This window comes from Cloacibacterium caeni (assembly GCF_907163105.1).
Taxonomy (GTDB): domain Bacteria; phylum Bacteroidota; class Bacteroidia; order Flavobacteriales; family Weeksellaceae; genus Cloacibacterium; species Cloacibacterium caeni_A.
In genome coordinates this window covers 1,080,802-1,102,999 of the sequence record NZ_OU015321.1, presented here as the reverse complement: position 1 = coordinate 1,102,999, position 22,198 = coordinate 1,080,802, and the positions used below count along the sequence as shown (strand labels likewise).

Annotated in this window: 18 protein-coding genes and 1 riboswitch; of the genes, 11 read left to right on the top strand and 7 right to left on the bottom strand. The window is 32.7% G+C overall.

The window, feature by feature from the left end:
- The first annotated feature begins 46 nt into the window (after positions 1–46).
- Genes KKQ76_RS05140 through KKQ76_RS05130 form a run of 3 tightly spaced genes read left to right on the top strand, consistent with a single transcriptional unit; the run spans position 47 to position 2,671 of the window.
- Positions 47–1,171 (top strand): DegT/DnrJ/EryC1/StrS family aminotransferase, encoded by a 1,125-nt coding sequence (locus tag KKQ76_RS05140; protein WP_213196115.1) that lies wholly within the window; start codon positions 47–49, stop codon positions 1,169–1,171.
- 36 nt (positions 1,172–1,207) lie between these two features.
- On the top strand, positions 1,208–2,227 hold the full coding sequence (gene galE / locus KKQ76_RS05135) for a UDP-glucose 4-epimerase GalE (RefSeq protein ID WP_213196114.1): 1,020 nt from the start codon (positions 1,208–1,210) through the stop codon (positions 2,225–2,227).
- A gap of 6 nt (positions 2,228–2,233) precedes the next feature.
- Positions 2,234–2,671 carry an adenylyltransferase/cytidyltransferase family protein gene (locus tag KKQ76_RS05130; RefSeq protein WP_069798309.1) on the top strand — a complete coding sequence of 146 codons (438 nt, stop codon included), beginning with the start codon at positions 2,234–2,236 and terminating at the stop codon, positions 2,669–2,671.
- Between the two features lie 36 nt (positions 2,672–2,707).
- Here the strand turns inward: KKQ76_RS05130 and KKQ76_RS05125 are convergent, their stop codons facing one another.
- From KKQ76_RS05125 to pnuC, 4 genes are all read right to left on the bottom strand, one after another.
- Positions 2,708–5,224, bottom strand: coding sequence for a TonB-dependent receptor domain-containing protein (locus KKQ76_RS05125; RefSeq protein WP_394369361.1), 2,517 nt, complete (start codon positions 5,222–5,224; stop codon positions 2,708–2,710).
- 140 nt (positions 5,225–5,364) lie between these two features.
- Entirely contained in the window at positions 5,365–6,402 is a 1,038-nt protein-coding gene (mltG, locus tag KKQ76_RS05120) for an endolytic transglycosylase MltG (RefSeq protein ID WP_213196112.1), read from the bottom strand.
- Positions 6,403–6,489: 87 nt separating this feature from the next.
- Complete coding sequence (gene dapF / locus KKQ76_RS05115; protein ID WP_213196111.1) at positions 6,490–7,275, bottom strand: diaminopimelate epimerase; 786 nt, start codon at positions 7,273–7,275, stop codon at positions 6,490–6,492.
- A gap of 60 nt (positions 7,276–7,335) precedes the next feature.
- On the bottom strand, positions 7,336–7,998 hold the full coding sequence (pnuC, locus tag KKQ76_RS05110; RefSeq protein WP_213196110.1) for a nicotinamide riboside transporter PnuC: 663 nt from the start codon (positions 7,996–7,998) through the stop codon (positions 7,336–7,338).
- A gap of 208 nt (positions 7,999–8,206) precedes the next feature.
- Between pnuC and KKQ76_RS05105 the strand changes: the two genes are divergently transcribed.
- From KKQ76_RS05105 to KKQ76_RS05075, 7 genes are all read left to right on the top strand, one after another.
- Positions 8,207–9,748: an APC family permease gene (locus tag KKQ76_RS05105; RefSeq protein ID WP_246501346.1), complete on the top strand. Its 1,542-nt coding sequence runs from the start codon at positions 8,207–8,209 to the stop codon at positions 9,746–9,748.
- A 52-nt stretch (positions 9,749–9,800) separates the two neighbouring features.
- The gene (locus KKQ76_RS05100) at positions 9,801–10,817 is read left to right on the top strand and encodes a WD40/YVTN/BNR-like repeat-containing protein (RefSeq protein ID WP_213196109.1); all 1,017 of its coding nucleotides are present in this window, start codon (positions 9,801–9,803) and stop codon (positions 10,815–10,817) included.
- Between the two features lie 141 nt (positions 10,818–10,958).
- Positions 10,959–12,371: an oxygen-independent coproporphyrinogen III oxidase gene (hemN, locus tag KKQ76_RS05095; protein ID WP_213196108.1), complete on the top strand. Its 1,413-nt coding sequence runs from the start codon at positions 10,959–10,961 to the stop codon at positions 12,369–12,371.
- Between the two features lie 216 nt (positions 12,372–12,587).
- Positions 12,588–15,476, top strand: a complete 2,889-nt coding sequence (gene secD / locus KKQ76_RS05090; RefSeq protein ID WP_213196107.1) for a protein translocase subunit SecD — start codon at positions 12,588–12,590, stop codon at positions 15,474–15,476.
- A 100-nt stretch (positions 15,477–15,576) separates the two neighbouring features.
- On the top strand, positions 15,577–16,824 hold the full coding sequence (locus tag KKQ76_RS05085; protein ID WP_213196106.1) for a TCR/Tet family MFS transporter: 1,248 nt from the start codon (positions 15,577–15,579) through the stop codon (positions 16,822–16,824).
- Between the two features lie 32 nt (positions 16,825–16,856).
- Complete coding sequence (locus KKQ76_RS05080) at positions 16,857–17,216, top strand: Sec-independent protein translocase subunit TatA/TatB (protein ID WP_069798325.1); 360 nt, start codon at positions 16,857–16,859, stop codon at positions 17,214–17,216.
- Positions 17,216–17,791, top strand: coding sequence for a phosphatase PAP2 family protein (locus tag KKQ76_RS05075; protein ID WP_213196105.1), 576 nt, complete (start codon positions 17,216–17,218; stop codon positions 17,789–17,791). The genes KKQ76_RS05080 and KKQ76_RS05075 overlap by 1 nt, the downstream gene beginning before the upstream one ends.
- Positions 17,792–17,800: 9 nt before the next feature.
- Here the strand turns inward: KKQ76_RS05075 and rlmH are convergent, their stop codons facing one another.
- A complete protein-coding gene (gene rlmH, locus KKQ76_RS05070; protein ID WP_213196104.1) occupies positions 17,801–18,274 on the bottom strand; it encodes a 23S rRNA (pseudouridine(1915)-N(3))-methyltransferase RlmH in 474 nt (157 codons plus the stop codon).
- A 93-nt stretch (positions 18,275–18,367) separates the two neighbouring features.
- On the opposite strand from rlmH, the gene KKQ76_RS05065 reads away from it, so the two are divergent.
- The gene (locus tag KKQ76_RS05065) at positions 18,368–19,312 is read left to right on the top strand and encodes a YihY/virulence factor BrkB family protein (protein WP_213197470.1); all 945 of its coding nucleotides are present in this window, start codon (positions 18,368–18,370) and stop codon (positions 19,310–19,312) included.
- A gap of 60 nt (positions 19,313–19,372) precedes the next feature.
- Here KKQ76_RS05065 and KKQ76_RS05060 read toward each other — a convergent pair whose 3' ends face one another.
- Both KKQ76_RS05060 and cdd read right to left on the bottom strand, forming a co-directional pair.
- Entirely contained in the window at positions 19,373–21,289 is a 1,917-nt protein-coding gene (locus tag KKQ76_RS05060; RefSeq protein ID WP_213196103.1) for a TonB-dependent receptor, read from the bottom strand.
- Between the two features lie 115 nt (positions 21,290–21,404).
- Positions 21,405–21,611, bottom strand: a riboswitch (cobalamin riboswitch).
- Between the two features lie 81 nt (positions 21,612–21,692).
- Positions 21,693–22,172 carry a cytidine deaminase gene (cdd, locus tag KKQ76_RS05055; RefSeq protein ID WP_069798332.1) on the bottom strand — a complete coding sequence of 160 codons (480 nt, stop codon included), beginning with the start codon at positions 22,170–22,172 and terminating at the stop codon, positions 21,693–21,695.
- Positions 22,173–22,198 lie beyond the last annotated feature (26 nt).

Here is a 22,198-nt window from a genome sequence, read left to right as displayed (position 1 = left end):
CTTATTTTTCCTTACAATTTCCGTATTTTTGCTAAAATTTTTAGAAATGAAAAAAATCCAAATGGTTGACTTACAAAGTCAGTATCAAAAAATAAAAAATGAAGTTGATGAAAAGGTGCTTAATGTGATGCAAAGTGCTATGTTCATCAATGGTCCAGAAGTTCAAAATTTTCAAAAAGAATTAGAGCAATATCTTGGTGTAAAACACGTAATACCTTGTGCTAATGGTACAGATGCTTTACAAATCGCTTTGATGGCGCTAGATTTACAACCTGGTGATGAGGTTATTACGGCGGATTTCACTTTTGCGGCAACGGTAGAAGTGGTTCATCTTTTAAAATTAAAATCAGTTTTAGTAGATGTAGATTATGATACTTTCAATATTGATATTGAAAAATTAAAAGCCGCGATTACTCCAAAAACGAAAGCGATTATTCCTGTGCATTTGTTCGGACAATGTGCTAATATGGAAGCTGTTTTAGAAGTAGCAAAAGAACATAATTTATTCGTAGTAGAAGATAATTGTCAAGGAATTGGTGCAGATTATACTTTTTCTGATGGTACAGTAAAAAAATCTGGAACTATGGGAACTATTGGTACCACAAGTTTTTTCCCATCTAAAAATTTAGGTTGTTATGGAGATGGTGGTGCTATTTTTACCAATGATGATGAATTGGCTTACAAAATGCGCGGAATTGTAAACCACGGAATGTACAAGCGTTATTATCACGATGAAGTAGGTGTGAATTCTAGATTAGACAGCGTTCAAGCTGCGGTTCTAAGAGTAAAACTTCCGCTTTTGGATTCTTATAATACTGCAAGAAGAAGTGCTGCAGATTATTATGACAAAGCTTTTGCGAATCATCCTAATATTTTAATACCGAAAAGATCAGAAAACTCTACACACGTTTTCCATCAATATACACTTAGAATTTTAAACGGAAAAAGAAATGAATTACAAGCGTTTTTAGCCGAAAAAGAAATTCCAGCGATGATTTATTATCCAGTTGCGCTAAGAAAACAAAAGGCATATTACCAAGAATCTAATGATGCAGATTTTGTAAACACAGATAAATTATTAGACCAAGTGATTTCTTTACCAATGCACACAGAATTAGAAGAGGAGCAATTGAAGTTTATTACTGATTCTGTATTGGAGTTTATGAAATAAATCTAATTAGAATTCTGAAAGTATAATAAAATAATCATGACAATACTCGTAACAGGCGGATTAGGATATATTGGTTCTCACACCGTTGTAGAACTTCTCAATAACAATTTTGAAGTAGTCATCATTGATGATTTATCCAATACCGAAAGATTTATTCTTAAAAATATAGAAGAAATCACGGGCAAAAAACCTATTTTCTATCCTTTTGATTTAAAAAGAAAGGAATTACTTAAACAAGTTTTTGATGCTCACAAAATCGAAGGTTGTATTCATTTTGCAGCGTATAAAGCTGTAGGCGAATCTCAAGTGAAACCTATTGATTATTATGAAAATAATTTGTTCTCTCTTCTAAATCTTTTGCAAGAAATGAAAGAAAGAAATATTTCTAATTTCATTTTTAGCTCTAGCTGTACGGTTTACGGACAAGCTGATAAGATGCCAATAGACGAAGAAACAGTTTTAAAATTACCTGAATCTTCTTACGGAAAAACCAAACAAATGGGCGAAGAAATCTTGAAAGATTTTGCAACCGCTCATCAGAAAAAAGTGACTTTGTTGAGGTATTTCAATCCAATTGGAGCACATCCTTCAGCAAAATTAGGAGAACTGCCAATCGGAATTCCGAATAATTTAGTACCTTATGTAATGCAAACTGCAGCTGGAGTTCGTGAGAAACTTTCGGTTTGGGGAAATGATTATGATACCGAAGATGGAACCGCAATCAGAGACTATATTTATGTGGTAGATTTGGCAAAAGCGCATGTAAAAGCTTTGCAGAAATTAATTTCTGAAAACTCTGAAACGCTGGTAGATATTTATAACCTAGGAACAGGAAAAGGAAGTTCAGTTCTTGAAGTAGTTCATGCTTTTGAAAAAGCCAATGATGTAGCGGTTCCTTACCAAATTTGTGAAAGAAGAGCAGGAGACATTACCATCGCTTATGCGAATGCTGACAAAGCTGAAAAAGAACTCGGTTGGAAATCTGAAACTTCATTAGAAGAGGCACTCAGAACCGTTTGGCAATGGCAAAAATATTTAGAAACTAGAGAAAAATAAAATTCTATGAAAACCCAAAAAATAGGAATTACTTTTTCATCATTTGATTTGCTTCATGCGGGTCATATCAAGATGTTAGAAGAAGCAAAAACGGTTTGCGATTATTTGATTGTTGGGCTGCAATTAGACCCAGCTTATGACAGACCTACTAAAAATAAACCTACTCAAACGGTTGTAGAACGCTATATTCAGCTAAAAGCTGTGAATGCAGTAGATGAAATCGTTCCATATTATACAGAGCAGGATTTAGAAGATATTTTAAGGTCTTTTGTTATTGATGTGAGAATTATTGGTGATGAATATAAAGACAAAGATTTCACGGGAAGGCAATATTGTGAGGAAAAAGGAATTGAAATTTATTACAATAAAAGAGATCATCGATTTTCTTCCACAGATTTAAGAAAAAGAATCTACGAAGCTGAAAAAGCGAAGCTAGATAAATAAAAAAATCCGAGAAATTTTTCTCGGATTTTGTTTTTATTACATTGGTGGCATTTGGTCATCACTACCTTGGTCATTGCTGTTAATATCTTTTTTCTTCTTGGGTTGTTCTACTTTTTCTCCTTGTTTAAATCTGTATGAGAAAGAAAGAGCAAACTGTCTTGGTTGCCACTGCATGTAGTTTTCACGTGTAAATTCTGCAGTTCTTGTCACATTTCTCATTGCTCTGGTATTAAATATATCCTGAATGTTAAATGTAATCGTTCCATTTCCTTTTAAGACTGTTTTAGAAGCACCAAAGTTAATGGCGTACATGTCTCTTCTATCTGTACTTTTGGTGTTTTCTGCACCTCTGTAGAATCCTTGTAACTGAAAATTAAAGGTTTTATCTACTCTAAAACTTGTGGTAATTCTAGATCTTACAGATAATCCGCTTCCTTCAAAAGACATAGGCTCTGATAAAATATTACTATCAAAATAGATGCCTTTATTAGTATATCCAAATAAATCAAAATTACCCATTAATCTTAACCATTTGGTTGCCTCCCAATTGAAGTTAAGGTCTAAACCATATCTGTCATTAGTTCCAAGGTTAATAGGTTTAGTGTTAAATACACCTTTGTCAGCAAATACAAGCATTTTAACATCATCTTCTGTATGTTTGAAATAAAGAGTAGGATTGATGGTTAACTTATTTTTTGAAATACTGTAACCTAGTTCAAATGAATCCACATACGAAGGATTTAAATCTATGTTTCCTAAAAATATGTTTTGATTATCAGAATAACTTGGATTAGGAATCATAAAGAAAGAACGAGGTCTATCTATTCTTTTAGAGTAGTTAACAAGAATTTGGTTACTCTTTGTGATTTCATAGCTTAAGAAAACACTAGGGAATAAATTATTATAACTCTTGTTTTTATCAATGTTATCTGTTGGAATAAGATTTTGATATTTAATATCGATATTAGAATATTCATTTCTAAGACCTAATTGATATCCTAGATTTCCAATTTTGCTTTTGAACTGTATGTATGCAGCATTAAAAGTTTCTTTATAATCTGCATCATAAGTGTATTTAGGTAGGTAAGCAAAATTAGAATTTGCAGATAATCTTTCTTGAACATCATTAGAGTAATTATTAGAGTTAATATCTAATCTATAACCAGCTTCTAATTTAGATTTATCACCAATAGGAAGTTCATAATCCACTTTACCAATGGTGTTTTTATTAGTGGTATTTTGGTTAATTTTATCTTCTAAAACTAAAATGTTATTGTCTTTTTCGTCTACGTGAGTGTCATTTTCTGACTTATTTTTTTGTAGACTTAATGATAATGAAATGTTTTGTCCGTGGTTATCAAATTTATGATCCAATCCGAAGTCTCCTTGTAATGCAAGATTGTCATTATTTCCTCTATTCTCTCTTTTAGTAAAAGATTGAGTTCCATCTAAGAAATAATAATCGTAGTTAATATCTCCAGCATTTTCACTGTTAAATTTTCTAACTGTTCCCGACACGTTTACAGAAGTCTTCTCATTTATATCATAAATGAATCCTGTAGATGCATTATAGTTTTTATTTTTATTCTTAGAAACAGATTCTAAGTCAAAAGAAGTTCTGTCTTTAGGATCTACTGCATTGAAATAATTAGCTTTGTTAGTATTAGTGTTTTTAGATTCTCTATAACCACCACCACCATTTAAAAACCATGTCAAGTTTCCTTTTCTAATGCTAAGATTAGTATTAAGATTGGTTTGTGGTAGATAGCCTAGTGTTCCTGTAACGCTTCCGTTAAGACCAACTTTTTTATTCTTTTTTAAGATAATATTTAAAATTCCAGCCGTTCCACTTGCTTCAAATTTAGAAGAAGGATTGGTAATTACCTCAATTCTGTCTATTTGATCTGCGGGAATAGATTGTAATGCATTTGCGCCATCATCTATACCAAGTAAAGCAGAAGGTTTTCCATTAATCAAAAATCTTACATTAGAGCTTCCTCTCATCGAAACTGTTCCATCTGTATCTACAGAAATTGAAGGTACATTTTGTAAAACATCTTGAAGGCTTCCACCTTTGCTGATAATATCTTGGTTTACATCATACGTTCTTTTATCGAGCTCTATTTTGTAAGGTTTTGCAGTAGAGGTAAGAGTTACACCTTCTATATCTTTGGTTTTTGCGTTGGTAACTTGTTGTTCAGATTCTATTTTTATGTTTCCTAAATTAGGATTTTGCCCGATGCTTTTAGTAACCACTAATTTTTTGAAATCTACTGCGTCAATGGTGATTTCGTAGTTTCCAGGAATAAGGTTAATGGTAAAGTTTCCTTTCTCATCGGTTAAGGTAGCATCGCTAAAAAGCGCAGCATTTTCTTTTACGGTTTTATTGCTAAAAGAGATAGAAGCATAAGGAACAGCATTGTTTTGTGCATCTACAATTTTACCTGAAATTTGTTGTTTTTCTTGTGCAAAAGCCATTGCAGCAGCAGAAAGAACGAGTGTTAGACCTAGTGTTTTTTTGGTAATTAAATTTAGAATTTCTGTTTGAATCATCTTCATTAATTTTTGTGTTGTGAAGCTAAATTTTTCGCTCCAGATTATTTTTTTAATTTTTAATAAATAAAAAGATTTCTGTGAATTAGACGCAGAAATCTTAATTATGTTAAACTTAAAAAAGTTAAATTTTTGTTAATTTATTGAGTAATGTTTTTAGAATTTAGCCAATCTTGATAAGCTTTTGCATTCGCAGCGTGTTCTACATCATTGTCTGTAAATTTATGATAACCCATTCTTTTTGGGTCGGCACACATGTAAATATAATTGTTATTTTCTGCGTTTAGAACAGCATCTACAGAACTTTTGTCGACCACGCAAATTGGTCCCGGTGGAATTCCTTTTACTGCATAAGTATTGTAAGGAGAAGGGAAGGAAAGATGCTTGTAAAGCACTCTTTTAATATCTTGAGTAAAGTTGTTTTCCTTATTAATCGCATAAATTACAGTCGGGTCAGATTGTAGTTTCATGCCTTTTCTTACACGATTAAGATACAATCCTGCGATGGTTTTTTGTTCATCTGTTTTTCCGCCAGATTCTTTGTAAACAATAGAAGCTAGTGCATAAATTTCTTCTCTAGAAAGGTTGAGTTTTCTCTCTTTGGCAAGTCTTTCTTCGTTCCAAAATTCTTGATATTGATTTTCGAATTTTTCAAAAAATTCCGCAGGTTTTACCGTCCAAAAGAATTGATAAGTGTCTGCAAAGAAATATTTTTTTAAATCTTCGGCGTTATTATAACCTTTCGAAACAGCAATTTTATTGAATTCTTTGACAAAAGTTAAAGAATCTGCTTCTGTTTTTCTAGAAACTCTTCCTATCATTTGATAAACATCATTGAAATCTCCAATTCTGAAACTGCTTTCTGTTTGGTTTCCAGCCTTAATCATGTTTACCAAGTCTGTGTTATCTGTTCCTGATTCAATTTTATAACGACCAGGCTTAATTTTTTGGTCAAGATTTTTCTTTAGTGCTACTTCTTTGAAACTTTCTTTATTTTTAAGATAAGGAGAGATAGAATCAAGAACTTGTTCGAAATTTGCACCTGTCGGAACGAGAATATAGCCTTCTTTTGCTACGTTTCCGAGTTTATATTTTTTCAAAAAATTAAATGCAAAGTATCCGCCAATCAAAAAAACGATTAGCCCAATAACGGCGATGATAGAACAACCTTTTTTCATAAATAATTATTGCTTTCTGCCTTCAGCTTTCAGCTTTTGGCATTTATTTTTAGTTAGCTGATTGCAGAATGCTGACAGCCGATTGCATTATAAATTGATTTTTCCTTTGAAAACTTGTTTTGCGGGACCTTCTAGCCAAACGTTTTTAAAACCGTTTTCTGCTTTTTCTGCATATACTTTTAGATTTCCGCCCAGAACTTTTACGTCTACTTTTTCTACATGATTTTGAAGCATATAAACCAGTGAACAGGCAGTTACACCCGTTCCACAACTGTAAGTTTCGTCTTCTACACCACGTTCATAAGTTCTCACGAAGATTTTATTTTCAGCAGTTTTTTCTACAAAATTTACATTGATGCCTTCTTGAGCGTATCTTTCAGAATTTCTGATGGAATAACCATTTTTGTAAACATCGAAATTTTCTAAATTTTCTACATATTTCACAAAATGAGGAGAACCCGTATTGAGTTCAAAATTTTCATCAATGTTTTTAATATTTTCTACATCTATCATTTTCAGTTTAACCGTTCCGAAATTCATTTCGGCTTCATGTAAACCATCGATGGCAAGAAACGTACATTTATCCTCGAAAATGTCTAAAAAATGAGCAAAAGCTACAATACATCTTCCGCCATTTCCACACATGGTAGATTCATTTCCGTCCGAATTGTAATACACCATTTTGAAATCTGTTTTAAAATTTCCTTCTGCTGCATTTTCTAGTAAAATAAGTCCATCACCACCAATTCCGAAACGTCTGTCGCAGAGTTTTTTGATGATTTCTGTATCTTTTGGGAAACTCAAGTCACGATTGTCTATCATTACAAAATCGTTTCCTGTTCCTTGATATTTATAAAAATCTAGTGTTGTCATTAATTTTTAAAGTTGAAATAATGAATAAGTTTGCAAATATATCTTAGATTATTAGAATATTTACATTTTTTTGATTGATTTTTTCCATTCTAAATATCCTAGATAAGCCATTACTGTAAAAACCAAATATTGCACCGAAGTTATTCCTAGACCTTTGTAGAGCATCATCGGAATGCAAATGAAATCGCCAATCATCCAAAAAATCCAGTTTTCTATTTTTCTTTTTGCCATGAGCCACATTCCTACTAAAAATATAGAAGTGGTGAAGACATCTAGCCAATTTGCCCAATCGAGATGATGTAAACCTAAATTTACATTTTCGGTAGAAAAATGATTGTCAATTGCGGGTTTATAATAATAAATGAGGGTAACTAATCCTAAACTGAAGACAAATAAAACTGTGGCAAAAATCCATTGTTTAAAGTTTGCCCACGAAACTTCTACGTGGATATTATCTTCTGAACTGGCCGACCAAAGAATCCAGCCATAAATGCTCATAATCGTATAATACACATTAATCATTGCATCTCCTAAAAGCCCAAAATTAAAGAGTATATAAACATAAAGCGCCGTAGAAATAATACCTGTAGGATAAACCCAAATGTTTTTTTTGATAGAAAAATAGACACTCAGCAACCCGAAAATAGCTGCCGTTGCTTCCAGAAAAATCTGAAAATTGGTGTAGGTTTCGTAAGGTTTGAGAAAAAGTTCGTACAAATTCATTGTTTCAAAGATAAAGATTTCGTTTAGAAAATATGCGAGGAATTAAAAATTTAAAGATTCGCAAAAAAACAAATAAAAAAATGATAATCTTTCAATGCTATTGTTTAGGGAAATCTACCATCTCTGTTAAAAAATTGAATAAAAGTTCTTAATACTTCTAAAAAATTTATATTTTCGTGAATTCTAAAATGTAAAAAATTGATTTAATATGTCGAATATTTGGATTAAAAAGCCGATGGAAGCTTATGAGGCAGACATCAAAAAGAGTCAGCTGAAGAGAGTTCTCGGAAAATGGAGTTTAACAGCCATAGGAATTGGAGCCATTATTGGTGGTGGTATTTTTGTATTGACAGGAACTGGTGCTTATTATAACGCTGGTCCAGCTCTTGCACTTTCTTTCGTAATTGCGGGAATTGCTTGTGTATTTGCAGCGCTGTGTTACGCAGAATTTGCATCAATTCTACCCGTTGAAGGTTCTGCTTATGCTTATGCTTATGGAACAGTCGGAGAGATTTTCGCATGGATTATTGGATGGGGATTGATACTAGAATACGCAATGGGTTCTATGACGGTGGCGGTTTCTTGGTCAGGATATTTTGGGAAATTGCTCAAAATGTTTGGCTTGCATCTTCCAGCTTGGCTAACTACCGATCCTCAAACATATTTAGCAGCAGGAAACTCAGGTTTTTCCATGAATTTACCAGCGTTTTTCATCGTTTTAATAGTAATTTCTATCTTATTGAGAGGAACTAAAGGTGCTGCTAAAGCAAATAATTTTATTGTAGTGCTAAAAGTAGCTGCGATTATTTTCGTAATTGTAGCAGGTGCATTTTTCATTGATCCAGCTAACTGGACACCTTTTATTCCAGAGCCAACGGTGATTACTGAAAACGGAGTTTCGCATAGTGCTTATGGTTATGCCGGAATTATTGCGGGAGCTTCTGCAATTTTCTTTGCTTACGTAGGTTTTGATGCAGTTTCTACACAAGCTGGTGAAGCAATTAATCCTAAAAAAGATGTACCATTTGCTATTATTGCTTCTTTATTAATTTGTACTTTATTGTATATTTTAGTTTCATTGGTTTTAACAGGGATGATGCATTATTCAGATTTCAATCCACTAGGGAAATATCCAGATGCAATTAAAGCTCCAGTAGCTTATGCGTTTGATATTGCTGGTCAAGCTTGGGCAGGATACATCATCACGATTGCTGCTACAGTAGGTCTTATTTCTGTATTGATGGTAATGATTATGGGACAATCTAGAATTTTCTTAGGAATGTCTAAAGATGGCTTGATTCCTAAAACTTTCTCTAAAGTAAATGCAGAAACAGGTGTTCCAAGAAAAAACTTAATGATTCTTGGAGGAGTTATTTCTGTAGTTGCAGCTTTTACACCTATTAACGATTTAGCACACATGACAAGTTTCGGGACGCTTTTCGCGTTTACGATGGTTTGTGTTGCGGTTTGGGTTTTGAGAGTAAAACAACCAAATCTTCAAAGAAATTTTAGAGTTCCTGCTTTGCCAGTAATTGCAACTTTAGGAATTTTAATTAATATTTATTTGATTATTAATTTAAGTATAGAAGCACAAACGTACTCAGCTATTTGGTTGTTGTTTGGTTTTGTGATTTACTTCTTATACAGTAGAAAAAATTCTAAACTTCAAAATGGTGGTTTCGGTGAAACTTTCAAAGCGGAACAAGAGCCTTTAGAAGAAATAGAAATCGATATTGATAATAAAGATTAACAAATAAAATCCCACTTTTGGTGGGATTTTTTATTTTTGTAAAAAAGTAGAAATGAAAAGATTAATATTCACCTTTTGTTTATTGGCTCATGTTTTTTTGACGGCTCAAAGTCTAGAATTTTCGGCTTTAGCAGATAATTATAACATGAGTGTAAGAGCAATTCAGATTTGGCAAAACAAAGTGTATTACGCTGCTACAGATTCTAAATTTGGATATATTCATTTGAAAGAACCAACGATTAGAAAGCAAATGAAATTATCAGATGCAAATCTTCAATTCAGGACATTGGCACAAACAGACGATTTGTTTTACACTGTAAACATCGAAAGTCCTGCTACTTTTTATAAAATTACCAAAAGTACTTTTACGGCAGAAGAAGTTTTTACCGATACCATAAAAACTGCATTTTATGATGCTTTCATGTTTGATGAAAAGGGAAGAGGATTGGCAATAAGTGACCCAAGAAAAGAAGGAAAACCTCATTTTAGAATTATTTCGAGCAAAAATTATAAAAACGAAGGCGGAATTATGCCGAAATATCAAGAAGGTGAAGCGCATTTTGCAGCGAGCAATACCAATATCGCAATGAAAGAAAATACCGTTTGGATTGCAACAGGAGGAACCGTTTCTAGAATTTTCAAATTCAGTTGGGATAAACCTTATTTTTGGAATGTTTACAATACGCCTTTTGTCAACGGGAAATCGTCTACAGGAATTTATTCTATAGATTTCTATGATGAGAAATTCGGGATTGCAGTAGGCGGTGATTATACCCAACAATCAGATAATGTTAACAATATCGCTACAACTTCAGACGGTGGCGAAACCTGGCAAATTCAAGCTTCTGGAAAAAATGGAGGCTATAAAACATGTGTAAAAATCCGTCCGAAATCTAAAGGAAAAGACATTATTGCGGTTGGAGACCAAAATATAGAATTTTCTAGCGATTATGGAAAAACTTGGAAAACGATTTCACAAGAAAAAAACCTTTACGTTTGTGAATGGATTGATGAAAACAGCCTCGTTTTTGCTGGAAAAAATAGAATTTTAAAAGCAATTTTTAAATAGTTCACGCAGATTTCACAGATTTTTGCAGAAGATATTCATAAAATTAATAAACCTTATCTAAGTTGTCTGTTAGAAATGACTAAATAAACCTTATTTTTGCAATTCTAAAATCTAAAATTTAGAATTTAAAATTTCCAAAAAATGAATTCTTTAATCGATAAATATAATATTCCAGGACCTAGATATACTTCTTATCCTACCGTTCCTTACTGGGACAATGATGGTTTTACTTCTGAACAATGGCAAAAAACTGTTATTCAGTCTTTCAACGAGAGTAATGCTCAAGAAGGAATTTCTATTTACATTCACCTTCCTTTTTGTGAGCAATTGTGTACTTTTTGTGCTTGTCATAAACGCATAACTAAACAACATTCTGTAGAAACACCTTATTTAGAAAGTGTTTTAAAAGAGTGGAATTTGTATTTAGAATTATTTTCGCAATCAGCAATCAGCAATCAGCAATCAGCAGAGCAGAAAGCAGAATGCGGAAAGCAGAAAGCCAAACTAAAAGAACTTCATCTCGGTGGAGGAACTCCTACCTTTTTCTCTCCAGAAAATTTGAGAATTTTACTAGAAGGAATTTTTAGCACCGTAGAAATTGCCGAAAATCCTGAATTTTCTTTTGAAGGTCACCCAAACAATACTACCAAAGTACATTTGCAAACTTTGTATGATTTAGGCTTTAGAAGATGTAGTTTCGGAGTGCAAGATTATGATGCAAAAGTTCAAAAAGCCATCAATAGAATTCAGCCTTTCGAAAATGTGAAAAACGTTACAGAATGGGCTAGAGAAATAGGTTATAAGAGTGTTTCTCACGATTTGGTTTTTGGTTTACCGCACCAAACTTGGGATGCAATGGAATTTACCATCAGAAAGACTTTGGAATTAAAACCAGACAGACTGGCATTTTATTCTTACGCTCACGTTCCGTGGATAAAAGGAGTTGGTCAACGTGGTTTTGACGAAAATGATTTGCCAAGTGGTGAAGAAAAACGTAAACTCTACGAAAATGGCAAAAAACTGTTAGAAGAATTAGGTTATATAGAAGTAGGAATGGACCATTTTTCACTCGAAAAAGATGATTTGTACCAATCTTTAATTCATAAAAAACTCCACCGAAATTTCATGGGATATACTTCAAGTAATACTCAATTGATGGTAGGTTTAGGTATGTCTGCGATTTCGGATTCTTGGTATGCTTTTGCTCAAAACGAAAAATCGGTAGAAGAATATCAAAAAAGAGTAGAAGAGGGAATTATTCCTGTGGTGAAAGGTCACATCTTAAACGATGAAGATTTAAAATTAAGAAGACATATTTTGAATTTAATGTGTCAGTTAGAAACCACTTTTACACCAGAAAATTCTTTTGAAGAATTACCAGAAGCATTGAAAAAATTACAAGAAATGCAAGAAGATGGTTTGGTAGAAATTTCAGGAAATACAGTGAAAATTACCGAAAAAGGTAGAGTTTTTACCAGAAATGTTGCGATGGCTTTTGATTTAAGAATGATGAGAAAGATGCCAGAAACCAGATTGTTTTCGATGACGGTTTAATCTGCAAAATCCATTAGAATATATTGAAAAGACGCAATGATTTGCGTCTTTTTTGTTTTTAAATTGATAAGATTTTTTTGAATTTGGGATTCCTTTGTCGCTTTATTACCTGAATTCTGTGAAATATCTTCAAAAATCATGTAAACAAAATTTTTATTTCAACTGATAATCATTATATTTGCCGACTATAATTTTAAATGTTGTAAACTATAAACAATGCAAGGAAAAGGACTTATTACGATTGTAGCGATTGTTCTTGGGCTTATTTGTATCAACGAGTTGTTGCCAACTTGGTATGCAAGTAAAATAGAAAACGAAGCCAAAGCTATTGCTGGTGAAGATGAAGCAAAATATAATAAAGAAATTGCACGTCTTTCTAAAGATACCATCCATTTAGGATTCACTCAACTGAACTATCCTGAAGCTAAGCAGAAAGAAATGAAGCTTGGTTTGGACTTAAAAGGTGGTATTAACGTTCTATTAGAAATTAACCAAAGAGATTTAGTAAATGATTTAACCAATTATTCTACTAATCCTATCGTTATAGAAGCGCTAGACAGAGCTGACAAAGTTCAGAAACAGTCTACAAAACCTTATATTGAAGATTTTTTCACTCAGTTTGACTTAGTTAATCAAGAGAAAAAAGCTGGTCTTAAATTGGCTAGCCCAGAAGTTTTTGGAACTCAAAAATTAAGTGGTCAAATTAAATTCAATACTACAGATGATCAAGTAAAATCTATTATTAGAAATAAAATTGATGCTTCTGTAGGAACTGCATTCGAAGTAATTAGAACCAGAATTGATAAAATGGGAGCGGTACAACCAAACGTACAGCGTGTTCCTGGTACTGGTAGAATTGCGGTAGAAATGCCAGGTATTAAAGATAAAGACAAAGTGAAAAAAATGCTTTCTACTTCTGCTAAATTGCAGTTCTGGGAAGTACAACAAGCACAAGAAACTTTTTCTTATTTCGAAAGTCTTTCAAAAATAGTTCCTGCAAAAGCAGATTCTCTTGGTGTTGAAAAAACTACGGATTTCTTAAAAATTATTAATCCAAGTAATGTTTCGAATGGTGTAGCTAATGTTAAATTATCTGATACAGCTGCTGTAAATAAGATTATCAATAGCGAAATTGCTGTGAAATTAAGACCAGCAAATCTTAAATTTACTAAATTTATGTGGGGCTATAAACCAGATGCTGCTGATCCAGATAATTTAGTTCTTTACGCTATCAGAGGAAATATCAATCAAAAAGCTCCAGTAGACGGTGCGGTAGAAACTGCTAGAATTAACTATGATAATCTTGGTAGAATTGTAGTAGACATGCAAATGGATACTGAAGGTACTAGAGACTGGAAAACACTTACAGAGAAAAACGTAGGAAAACCAGTTGCGGTAACTTTAGATAACATTGTTTACACTGCTCCAAATGTAAATGAGCCAATTCCTTCTGGTAGATCCCAGATTTCTGGAAGTTTCACTCAAGAAGAAGCCAAAGACCTTACAGACGTATTAAGCGCAGGTAAATTACCAGCTTCTGCTAAAGTAGTACAGGCTGATGTAGTAGGACCTTCTCTTGGTCAAGAATCTATTTCTGCGGGACTTTGGTCTTTCTTTATCGCATTCTTAATTATTGTAGTATATATTATTTTCTACTATGGTGGTGCTGGTGTTTATGCGATTATAGCAATGATATTTAACCTATTCTACCTTTTCGGAATTATGGATTCTATCAATGCTACACTTACGCTTCCTGGTATTGCTGGTATTGTATTAACTATGGCAATTGCGGTAGACACAAACGTAATCATCTACGAAAGAACGAAAGAAGAATTATTCGCAGGTAAATCTATTAAACAAGCATATACAGACGGTTTCAAACATGCACTTTCTGCAATTATAGATGGTCACCTTACTTCATTACTAACAGCATTAGTATTATTTATCTTCGGTACAGGACCTATTAAAGGTTTTGCGGTAACTACAGGTATTGGTCTTATCATGACTTTCTTTACTTCTGTATTGTTATCTAGAGTGATGATTTTCCATAGATTAAATAAAGGAAAAGGACTTTCTGTTTGGACATCAGTTACCAAAAACTGGTTCAGAAATGTATGGATTGATTTCATTGGTAAAAGAAAATATGCTTACATCGTTTCTGCAATTCTTACTGTTGCGAGTTTATTCTCAATTTTCAACTATGGTTTCAAAACTGGGGTAGATTTCAAAGGAGGTAGAAGTTATGTAGTAAGATTTGATAAAGATGTAGAAGCTACTAAAGCTCACGAATCTCTTGCTAAATTATTCGTTTTAAATGGCGAATCTCAAGCAGTAGATGTTAAAACTTTTGGTAATGCAAACCAATTAAAAATTACAACTGACTATAAAATTGATGATGAATCAATCGAAGCTGACCAAGATATTGAGAAAAAATTATTTGAAGGTTTAAAACCTTTCTTATCTCCAAATACTACATTAGCAGATTTCAAAGACGCTCAAGGTTCAGAATTAGGAATTGTTTCTTCTTCTAAAGTTGGACCTACAGTAGCAGATGATATTCAAACAGGTGGTACTTATGCAGTATTAGCATCGTTATTAGGAATTTTCATTTATATCTTATTCAGATTTAACAAATGGCAATTCTCATTAGGTGCGGTAGCAGCATTAGCTCACGATGCAATTATCATTCTTGGGGTATTCTCATTCTTTAAAAATATCATGCCATTCAACATGGAGATTAACCAAGACTTTATCGCTGCGATTCTTACAGTGCTCGGTTATTCGATAAATGATACCGTAATTGTATTCGACAGAATTAGAGAATATTTGAGAGAAAAAAAATCTCTTACTTTAGCGGGATTGTTTGATGACTCTATTTCTAGTACATTAGGTAGAACTTTCAATACCTCATTTACTGTTTTACTAGTAATTATGGCTATATTCTTCTTCGGAGGAGATAATTTAAAAGGATTTATGTTCGCATTATTCTTAGGTATTTTCTTCGGAACTTATTCATCTGTATTCATTGCATCCGCAATTGCATACGATTTCTTAAAAACAGGAAAAGAAGAAGTTCCACACGAAAGAACAACCACAGAAAAATAAATAGAAGCGCTCGAAAGAGCGCTTTTTTTATGAGATAAACTGATATGTAAAAGTTAAAAAATTTCTAGAAAATCGAAAAAGATGTATCTTCGCTTTCTGTATGAAAAATTCGAATAAGACAGCTGCAATTTGGTTTATATTTATCACCTTAATCATTGATATTACAGGTTGGGGAATTGTAATTCCTGTAGTTCCTAAATTAATAGAAGAATTGATTAATGGAGATGTAAGCGAAGCTTCTAAATATGGTGGTTGGCTTAGTTTTTTATATGCTTTCATGCAATTTCTTTTTGCGCCAGTTTTGGGTAATTTGAGTGACAAATATGGCAGAAGACCGGTGATTTTGTTTTCACTTTTAGGATTTTCTATTAACTTTTTTATTCAAGCTTGGGCGCCAACTATTTTTTGGCTGTTTGTAGGTCGTATTTTTTCTGGAATTACAGGTGCAAGTATCACTACAGCTTCTGCTTATATTGCAGATATTTCAGATGACAGCAATCGTTCTAAAAATTTTGGAATGATAGGTGCCGCTTTTGGTTTAGGATTTATCATTGGTCCTGTAATTGGTGGATTATTAGGGCAATTCGGTTCTAGAGTTCCATTTTATGCAGCCGCTGTTTTATGTTTAGTTAATTTCGCATACGGATATTTTATATTGCCAGAAAGTTTAGGAAAAGAGCACAGAAGACCTTTTGAATGGAAAAGAGCTAATCCAGTGGGTTCATTATTAAAAGTAAGAACACATCCTGAAATTTTAAAACTTTTCATTGCTTGGTTTTTGGTGTATTTGGCGAGTCATGCAGTACAAACCAATTGGGCATACTTTACGATGTACAAATTTGCTTGGGACGAAAAAACAGTAGGGATTTCTCTTGGAGTAATGGGAGCTTTTACCGCTTTTGTTCAAGGTTTTTTAATTAGAAAAGTTCATCCTAAATTGGGTAGCGAAAGAAGTATTTTATACGGAATTATGTTTTATTGCACCGGAATGTTACTTTTTGCATTTGCTCAAAAAGAATGGATGATGTACGCAATTCTAGCCATTTATTGTCTTGGTGGAATTGCTGGGCCAGCTTTACAATCGGTTATTTCATCTAAAGTTTCTCCGAAAGAACAGGGAGATTTACAAGGAGCTTTAACAAGTGTCATCAGTATTACGTCTATTATCGGACCATTATTGATGACTCAGATTTTCTATTTTTTCACTCATCCAGATGCTAAAATTAAACTTTTAACCTTAGAATTGAAACCTCCATTTCAGTTTTCTGGAGCTCCGTTCTTTTTAGGATTTGCATTGATGGCAGTGAGTGCTTATTTTGTTTATTACGTTTTTCACAGAAAAAAGTAAATAATTATTAATTAATAATTTAAATTTGCAGAATGGAACTAAGTTTTGGAGAAATGCTGATGATTGCTTTGGTAATCGTCGTTTTATTTGGACCTAATAAAATCCCTGAAATTGCAAGAGGATTAGGACAAGGAGTGCGTAAAATGAAAGATGCGATGGAAGATGTAAAGTCTGAAATCATGAAGGAAACAGATAATCCAGTCTCGGAAATAAAGCGTGAAATAGAAAAAGTAAAAAAAGCAGCTCAAGAATACGATCCTACCGAAAAAATAAAACAAGAATTAGATTTAAGAAAACAAATCGAAGGAAAATCTTCAGATGAGTTGATTCAAGAATCTAAAGAAGAAATCAATAAATTAAGCGACGAATATCAAGGCCCCGTTTCAAGATAATGGAAGAAATTATTTTAGAAGACAAACAAGCCATGATTTTCCTAAATAATTTAGGAAGTTCTACTTTTGATCCGTTCTGGATTTTGGTTTCAGAAAAGTGGTTCTGGATTCCGCTTTATGTTATTTTTTTATATTTTCTGTATAAAAATTTCAATAAAAAATCATTGTTCTACATATTGCTTTTTATAGCATTAGGAATTACAGCTTCTGACCAAATCGCCAATATTTTTAAATTTGGATTTGAACGATTAAGACCTTGTCATGATACATCATTAGAAGGTTTGTTGAGAGAAGTAAAATGCGGTGGTAAGTTCGGGTTTTATTCTGCACACTCATCTAATTCTTTTTTTGTAGCGACTTATCTTACCATACTTTTAGGCAAAAAAATAAAACAATTGCCCTATTTCCTATTTGTTTGGGCAGCTATCGTTGCATACAGTAGAGTCTATCTCGGAATGCATTTTCCTGGAGATATTATCATAGGCGCAATTATGGGAATTCTTTTGGCTTTATTCTTTGGAACTTTAGCAAAAAAAGTCATCAGAAAATCAGAAGTTACAACTCAAGACTCATAACTCATAACTTTAATCATTATGATACGGTTTTCCTTGTAGGATTTGGTCTGCTCGGTAAATCTGTTCTACAAAAAATAATCGAATCATTTGATGCGTGAAAGTCATTTTAGAAATGGAGATTTTTTCATTTGCTCTTTGATACATTTCTTCTGAAAAACCATAAGCTCCACCCACTAAAAAACAGATTTTTTTGATAGAATTATTTTGATAAGAATCTAATTTTTGGGCAAATTCTCTGCTGTTAAACTGTTTTCCTTTTTCGTCTAAAAGTACCACCAAATCTGTATTTTCTATAATATTGAGAAATAATTTAGCTTCTTCTTTTTTAAGCAAATCTGGAGTGAGATTTCTAGCATTTTTAACATCTGGAATTTCTAAAATTTCAAAATTCCAATGTCTAGGAAGTCTTGTAAGATAGTAATTGATGAGATTTTTAATTTCTTTATCGTCAGTTTTGCCTATGCAGAGTAAATTAATTTTCATTCCTTATCTTTGTACAAATATAAAATAACGATTTTGAAACTTCCTACTTTCCTTAGAAAAATTCATCGTTTTTTAGATGGCATACATTTGCCCATGTTAGGCATTTCTCTTTGGGAAATGTTTGATATTTATGTAAGAGGAGTTTTTAAAAACCGTTTAATTGCGAAAGCGTCTGCCATTTCGTGGAGTTTCTTTTTGAGTTTATTCCCGTTTTTGTTGTTTTTGCTTTCTATTTTGCCTTATTTACCGCATTATGACAAGCTTCAGTTTTATATTTTTGAAGTATTGATGCATAATGTTTTTCCTGCACACATGCATGCAGATGTTACGAATTACATTACCAAAAGTATCGTTCCGAATATGAAGAGCATCAGTAATTTCACGATTATTTTTGCTTTGATTTTTGCGACTAATGGAACTTTTTCTCTCATTGATGGATTTAATGACCACACCGAAGAAAAACGAACCGATGTTTATGAATATATTTTGTCTTTTTTCATCACGATTGGTTTTATTGCGATTATCTTTTTAGCACTTTTTGGAGTGTATTATTCTGAGGTCGTTCTCAAACTTTTTACCCCACAATACGATATTTCTTGGTTTGTAGATAATTTATCGAAAATCATTGGTTTTGTTTCGTTTCCATTGTTTTATTTCTTGTTGTTGGCTTTGTTTTATTGGGTGGGAACAGCCAAAATTACCAGATTTAGACAATCACTTCCTGGAGCGTTTTTCACGACGATAGTATTTGTGATTACTACGTATTTCTTTGCGGTTTACGTAAGTAAATTTGCCAGATATAATGTTTTGTACGGTTCTATTGGCTCGATTATTTTATTAATGGTTTGGGTGAATTTAAATGTGATTTTACTTCTTTTAGGAAATGAATTGAATATCGCCATCAGAAAACTCAGAATTGAGAAAATTTTGGCAGATGAAATGAAACACGAAGTAGAAGAATATCACCAAGAAATCGAAAATTTACCCGAAGCAAGTTCTGAACATACCATCAAATTAGATTCTGATAAAAAATCATAAAAAAACTTCAGCAAATAAATTGCTGAAGCTCGAAACACAAGTGGAATAAAAATTTAATCCTTAAAATTTATATTCAACTCCTAAAGTTATATTTCTAGGTTTTGTGGTAAAACCGATGACATCTGTATAACTGGTATTCAATACGTTTCCTACGTTTAAATAAGTATCTAGAGATTTGGTGATTTTCTGATTGATATTCAGGTTAAACAAATGGAACGCTTCTAATTCTACGTTTTTTGTACTAAAACTACTGCTATCATAGTACGCATCATTTCTTTTTGAGGTATATTGATAAGAAATATTGATTCTGTTATTTTTAATCGGTAAAATTTCTAAAAAAGCATTTGCTCTTTGTTTTGGCGAACGCAATCTTGTAGCAGGATTGTCTTTTTCAGCGAAAGAAAAATTACCACCTACATTTACTTTTTCATTGAAATGATATTGAACTCCTAATTCTACACCTTTTACTTTATTGCTGTCTACATTTAAAAATTTCCCAGCATAAGTGTTGAAATCTACAATATTATACACGAAAACATCTTTTTCTTTTCTGCTGAAAACACTTGCATTTACCACAAAAGTTCTGTCTTTCTTTCCAAAACTGAAATCCAATTCATGCGAAGCATTGGTTTCTGGTTTTAAATCAAAATTTGGCAAAACATAAGGCAATGAACCATAAGATTGATAAAGAGTAGGTGCGATAAATGCAGTGGCATAAGAATAGCCTATTTTTAAGAAATTCTCGTCTAAATCTGTTAAAATAAATGGATTTATGCTGTAAACAAAGTGATTATCATATTTAGAATGATTGTTCAATCGTGCACCTAAATCCAAATGAAAAATTTGATAGGCTAAATTTGCATTGGCAAAAACATCAAAATTACGAATCTCTGTTTCGCCAAGAGTCAATACATTTTGCATGGAAGTTCCGCCCCAAGGTAAAGATTTGGAACCTAAATTCTGAGATTCATACTGAATTCCCGCTACTAAATTAATATGTTCCGAAAATTGAGTCTGATTGTACAATTCTGCAAAAATATTTTGACCTTGATAGCTGTATTGGTCTTGATAGGTATTGTTGTTGAGATTTCTCACAATTCTTTCATTCGCAGAAATTCTAGAATTAAAAGTGATGTTTCCTTTGTCGTATGAATATTGAGCATTGAGTCCGCTGAATTTTTGCGTGTCATTGCCTTTGTATTTTCCATCTTCAAAAGCGCCATTGTCAAAATCATAATAATGATGTTGATAACCAGCGTTTACATTTACATTGAAATTTTGAGTACTGTAACCTACAGTAGCATTTGCATTTTGCTTTTCAAAACCATCTTTATCAAAATTTTCTCCTAGAGCTGCCGAAATTCCGTCTGATTTTTCATTAGAACCAGAAAATTGATAATTCCATTGATTGATTTTTCCTTGAGCGCTCAAATTTTGTCCAAAAGTTCCGAAACTGCCGATTCTTGCTCCAATTCTTCCTTCTAGAGCTTGTTGCGAAGATTTTTTAGTTTTAAAATTAATCACAGAAACGGTAGCATTAGAACCATATAAAACCGAAGATGCTCCATTCAGAATTTCTATAGATTCTATATTTTCTGAAGCAAAAAGTCTAAGGTCTGTAGCGTTGTAATCATTTCCGGTAACGTCTTTTAACGGAATTCCATCTACTAAAATCAAAACGTTGGCTAGTTTTCCGCCTCTAATTTTTAGAGATTTCGGTTCTGGACCATTGTTGAAGTTTCCAGTGATTTGATAACCAGAGACTTGATTAAGGATTTCTGCTGCGTTTTGTCCTTTGAATTTTTCTAAATCTTTAGAAGTAAGGAGTTGTACGTTTTTACCTGTTTTGTGAAGTTGTTGTTTAACTTTTGCTGCGATGGTAACTTCTGGAATTAGTTTTTCTTCTTTTTCTTGAGCTGACAATTGTGAAATTCCCGTCACAAAGAGCATTCCTGCGAAGATTAAGTTTTTCTTCATTGTTAAATTTTAAAGTTAATGACTGCTATCAATAACTTTCTGGAAAAGAAATAAAGAAAAACCACAGTAGAACTGCGTTTTTTACAGGATTTCTCTACTTTTCCTCCGAAAGTATTGATTATGAATGTTTTTGGCAGGTCTCCTGACTTTCGTATTTTTTGCACCTTCTCATCTTTTCAAATAAGATAATGGCTTTTTTTGCAAAAAATTCCTTCGATTTTCACCGAAGCACGATTTACAGTTGCGGGGACAGTTTCGGATTTTCACCGAATTCCCATTTTAATTCCGACAAACATCGGAAACCAAAAGCATTGCAAATGTACATTTAAACCAGAAATTGTGAAAATTTTTGGTCTATATATTTCAAAAAAAATAGAAAACCCTAAGGTTTTCTATTTAGATTTTATAAAAAAGAAGCATCAAATGAGAACGGAAGTAAATCTTTAATCGAATCACATTTATAAACCGCTCCATCAATTCCAGAAAAATAAATTTCTATCGGCTCATTTTGCTTCGTCTCATATTCTAGTAAACTCTGTCTGCATGCACCACAAGGTGGAGTAGCAGTAGTAAAAGTCTCTTCTCTAGATGGTCCACCAATAACGTACAATTTTTTAATTTTTACGTTCGGATAATTGGCACCTATATTAAAAACTGTGACTCTTTCTGCACATAAACCAGAAGGATAAGCTGCGTTTTCTTGGTTGTTACCTGTAACAATTTCTCCGTTTTCCAGAAGAACAGCGCAACCTACATTGAAATGAGAATAGGGAGCATAAGCGTTTTTTCTAGCATTTATAGCTGCTTCATGAAGGGTTTTCTCTATGTCTGAAAGTTCGTTTCTTTCTATTTGAGAAAATTTAATTCTTAATTCTTTTTCCATTTTAAAAAAATCGGAGAGTAAAATTA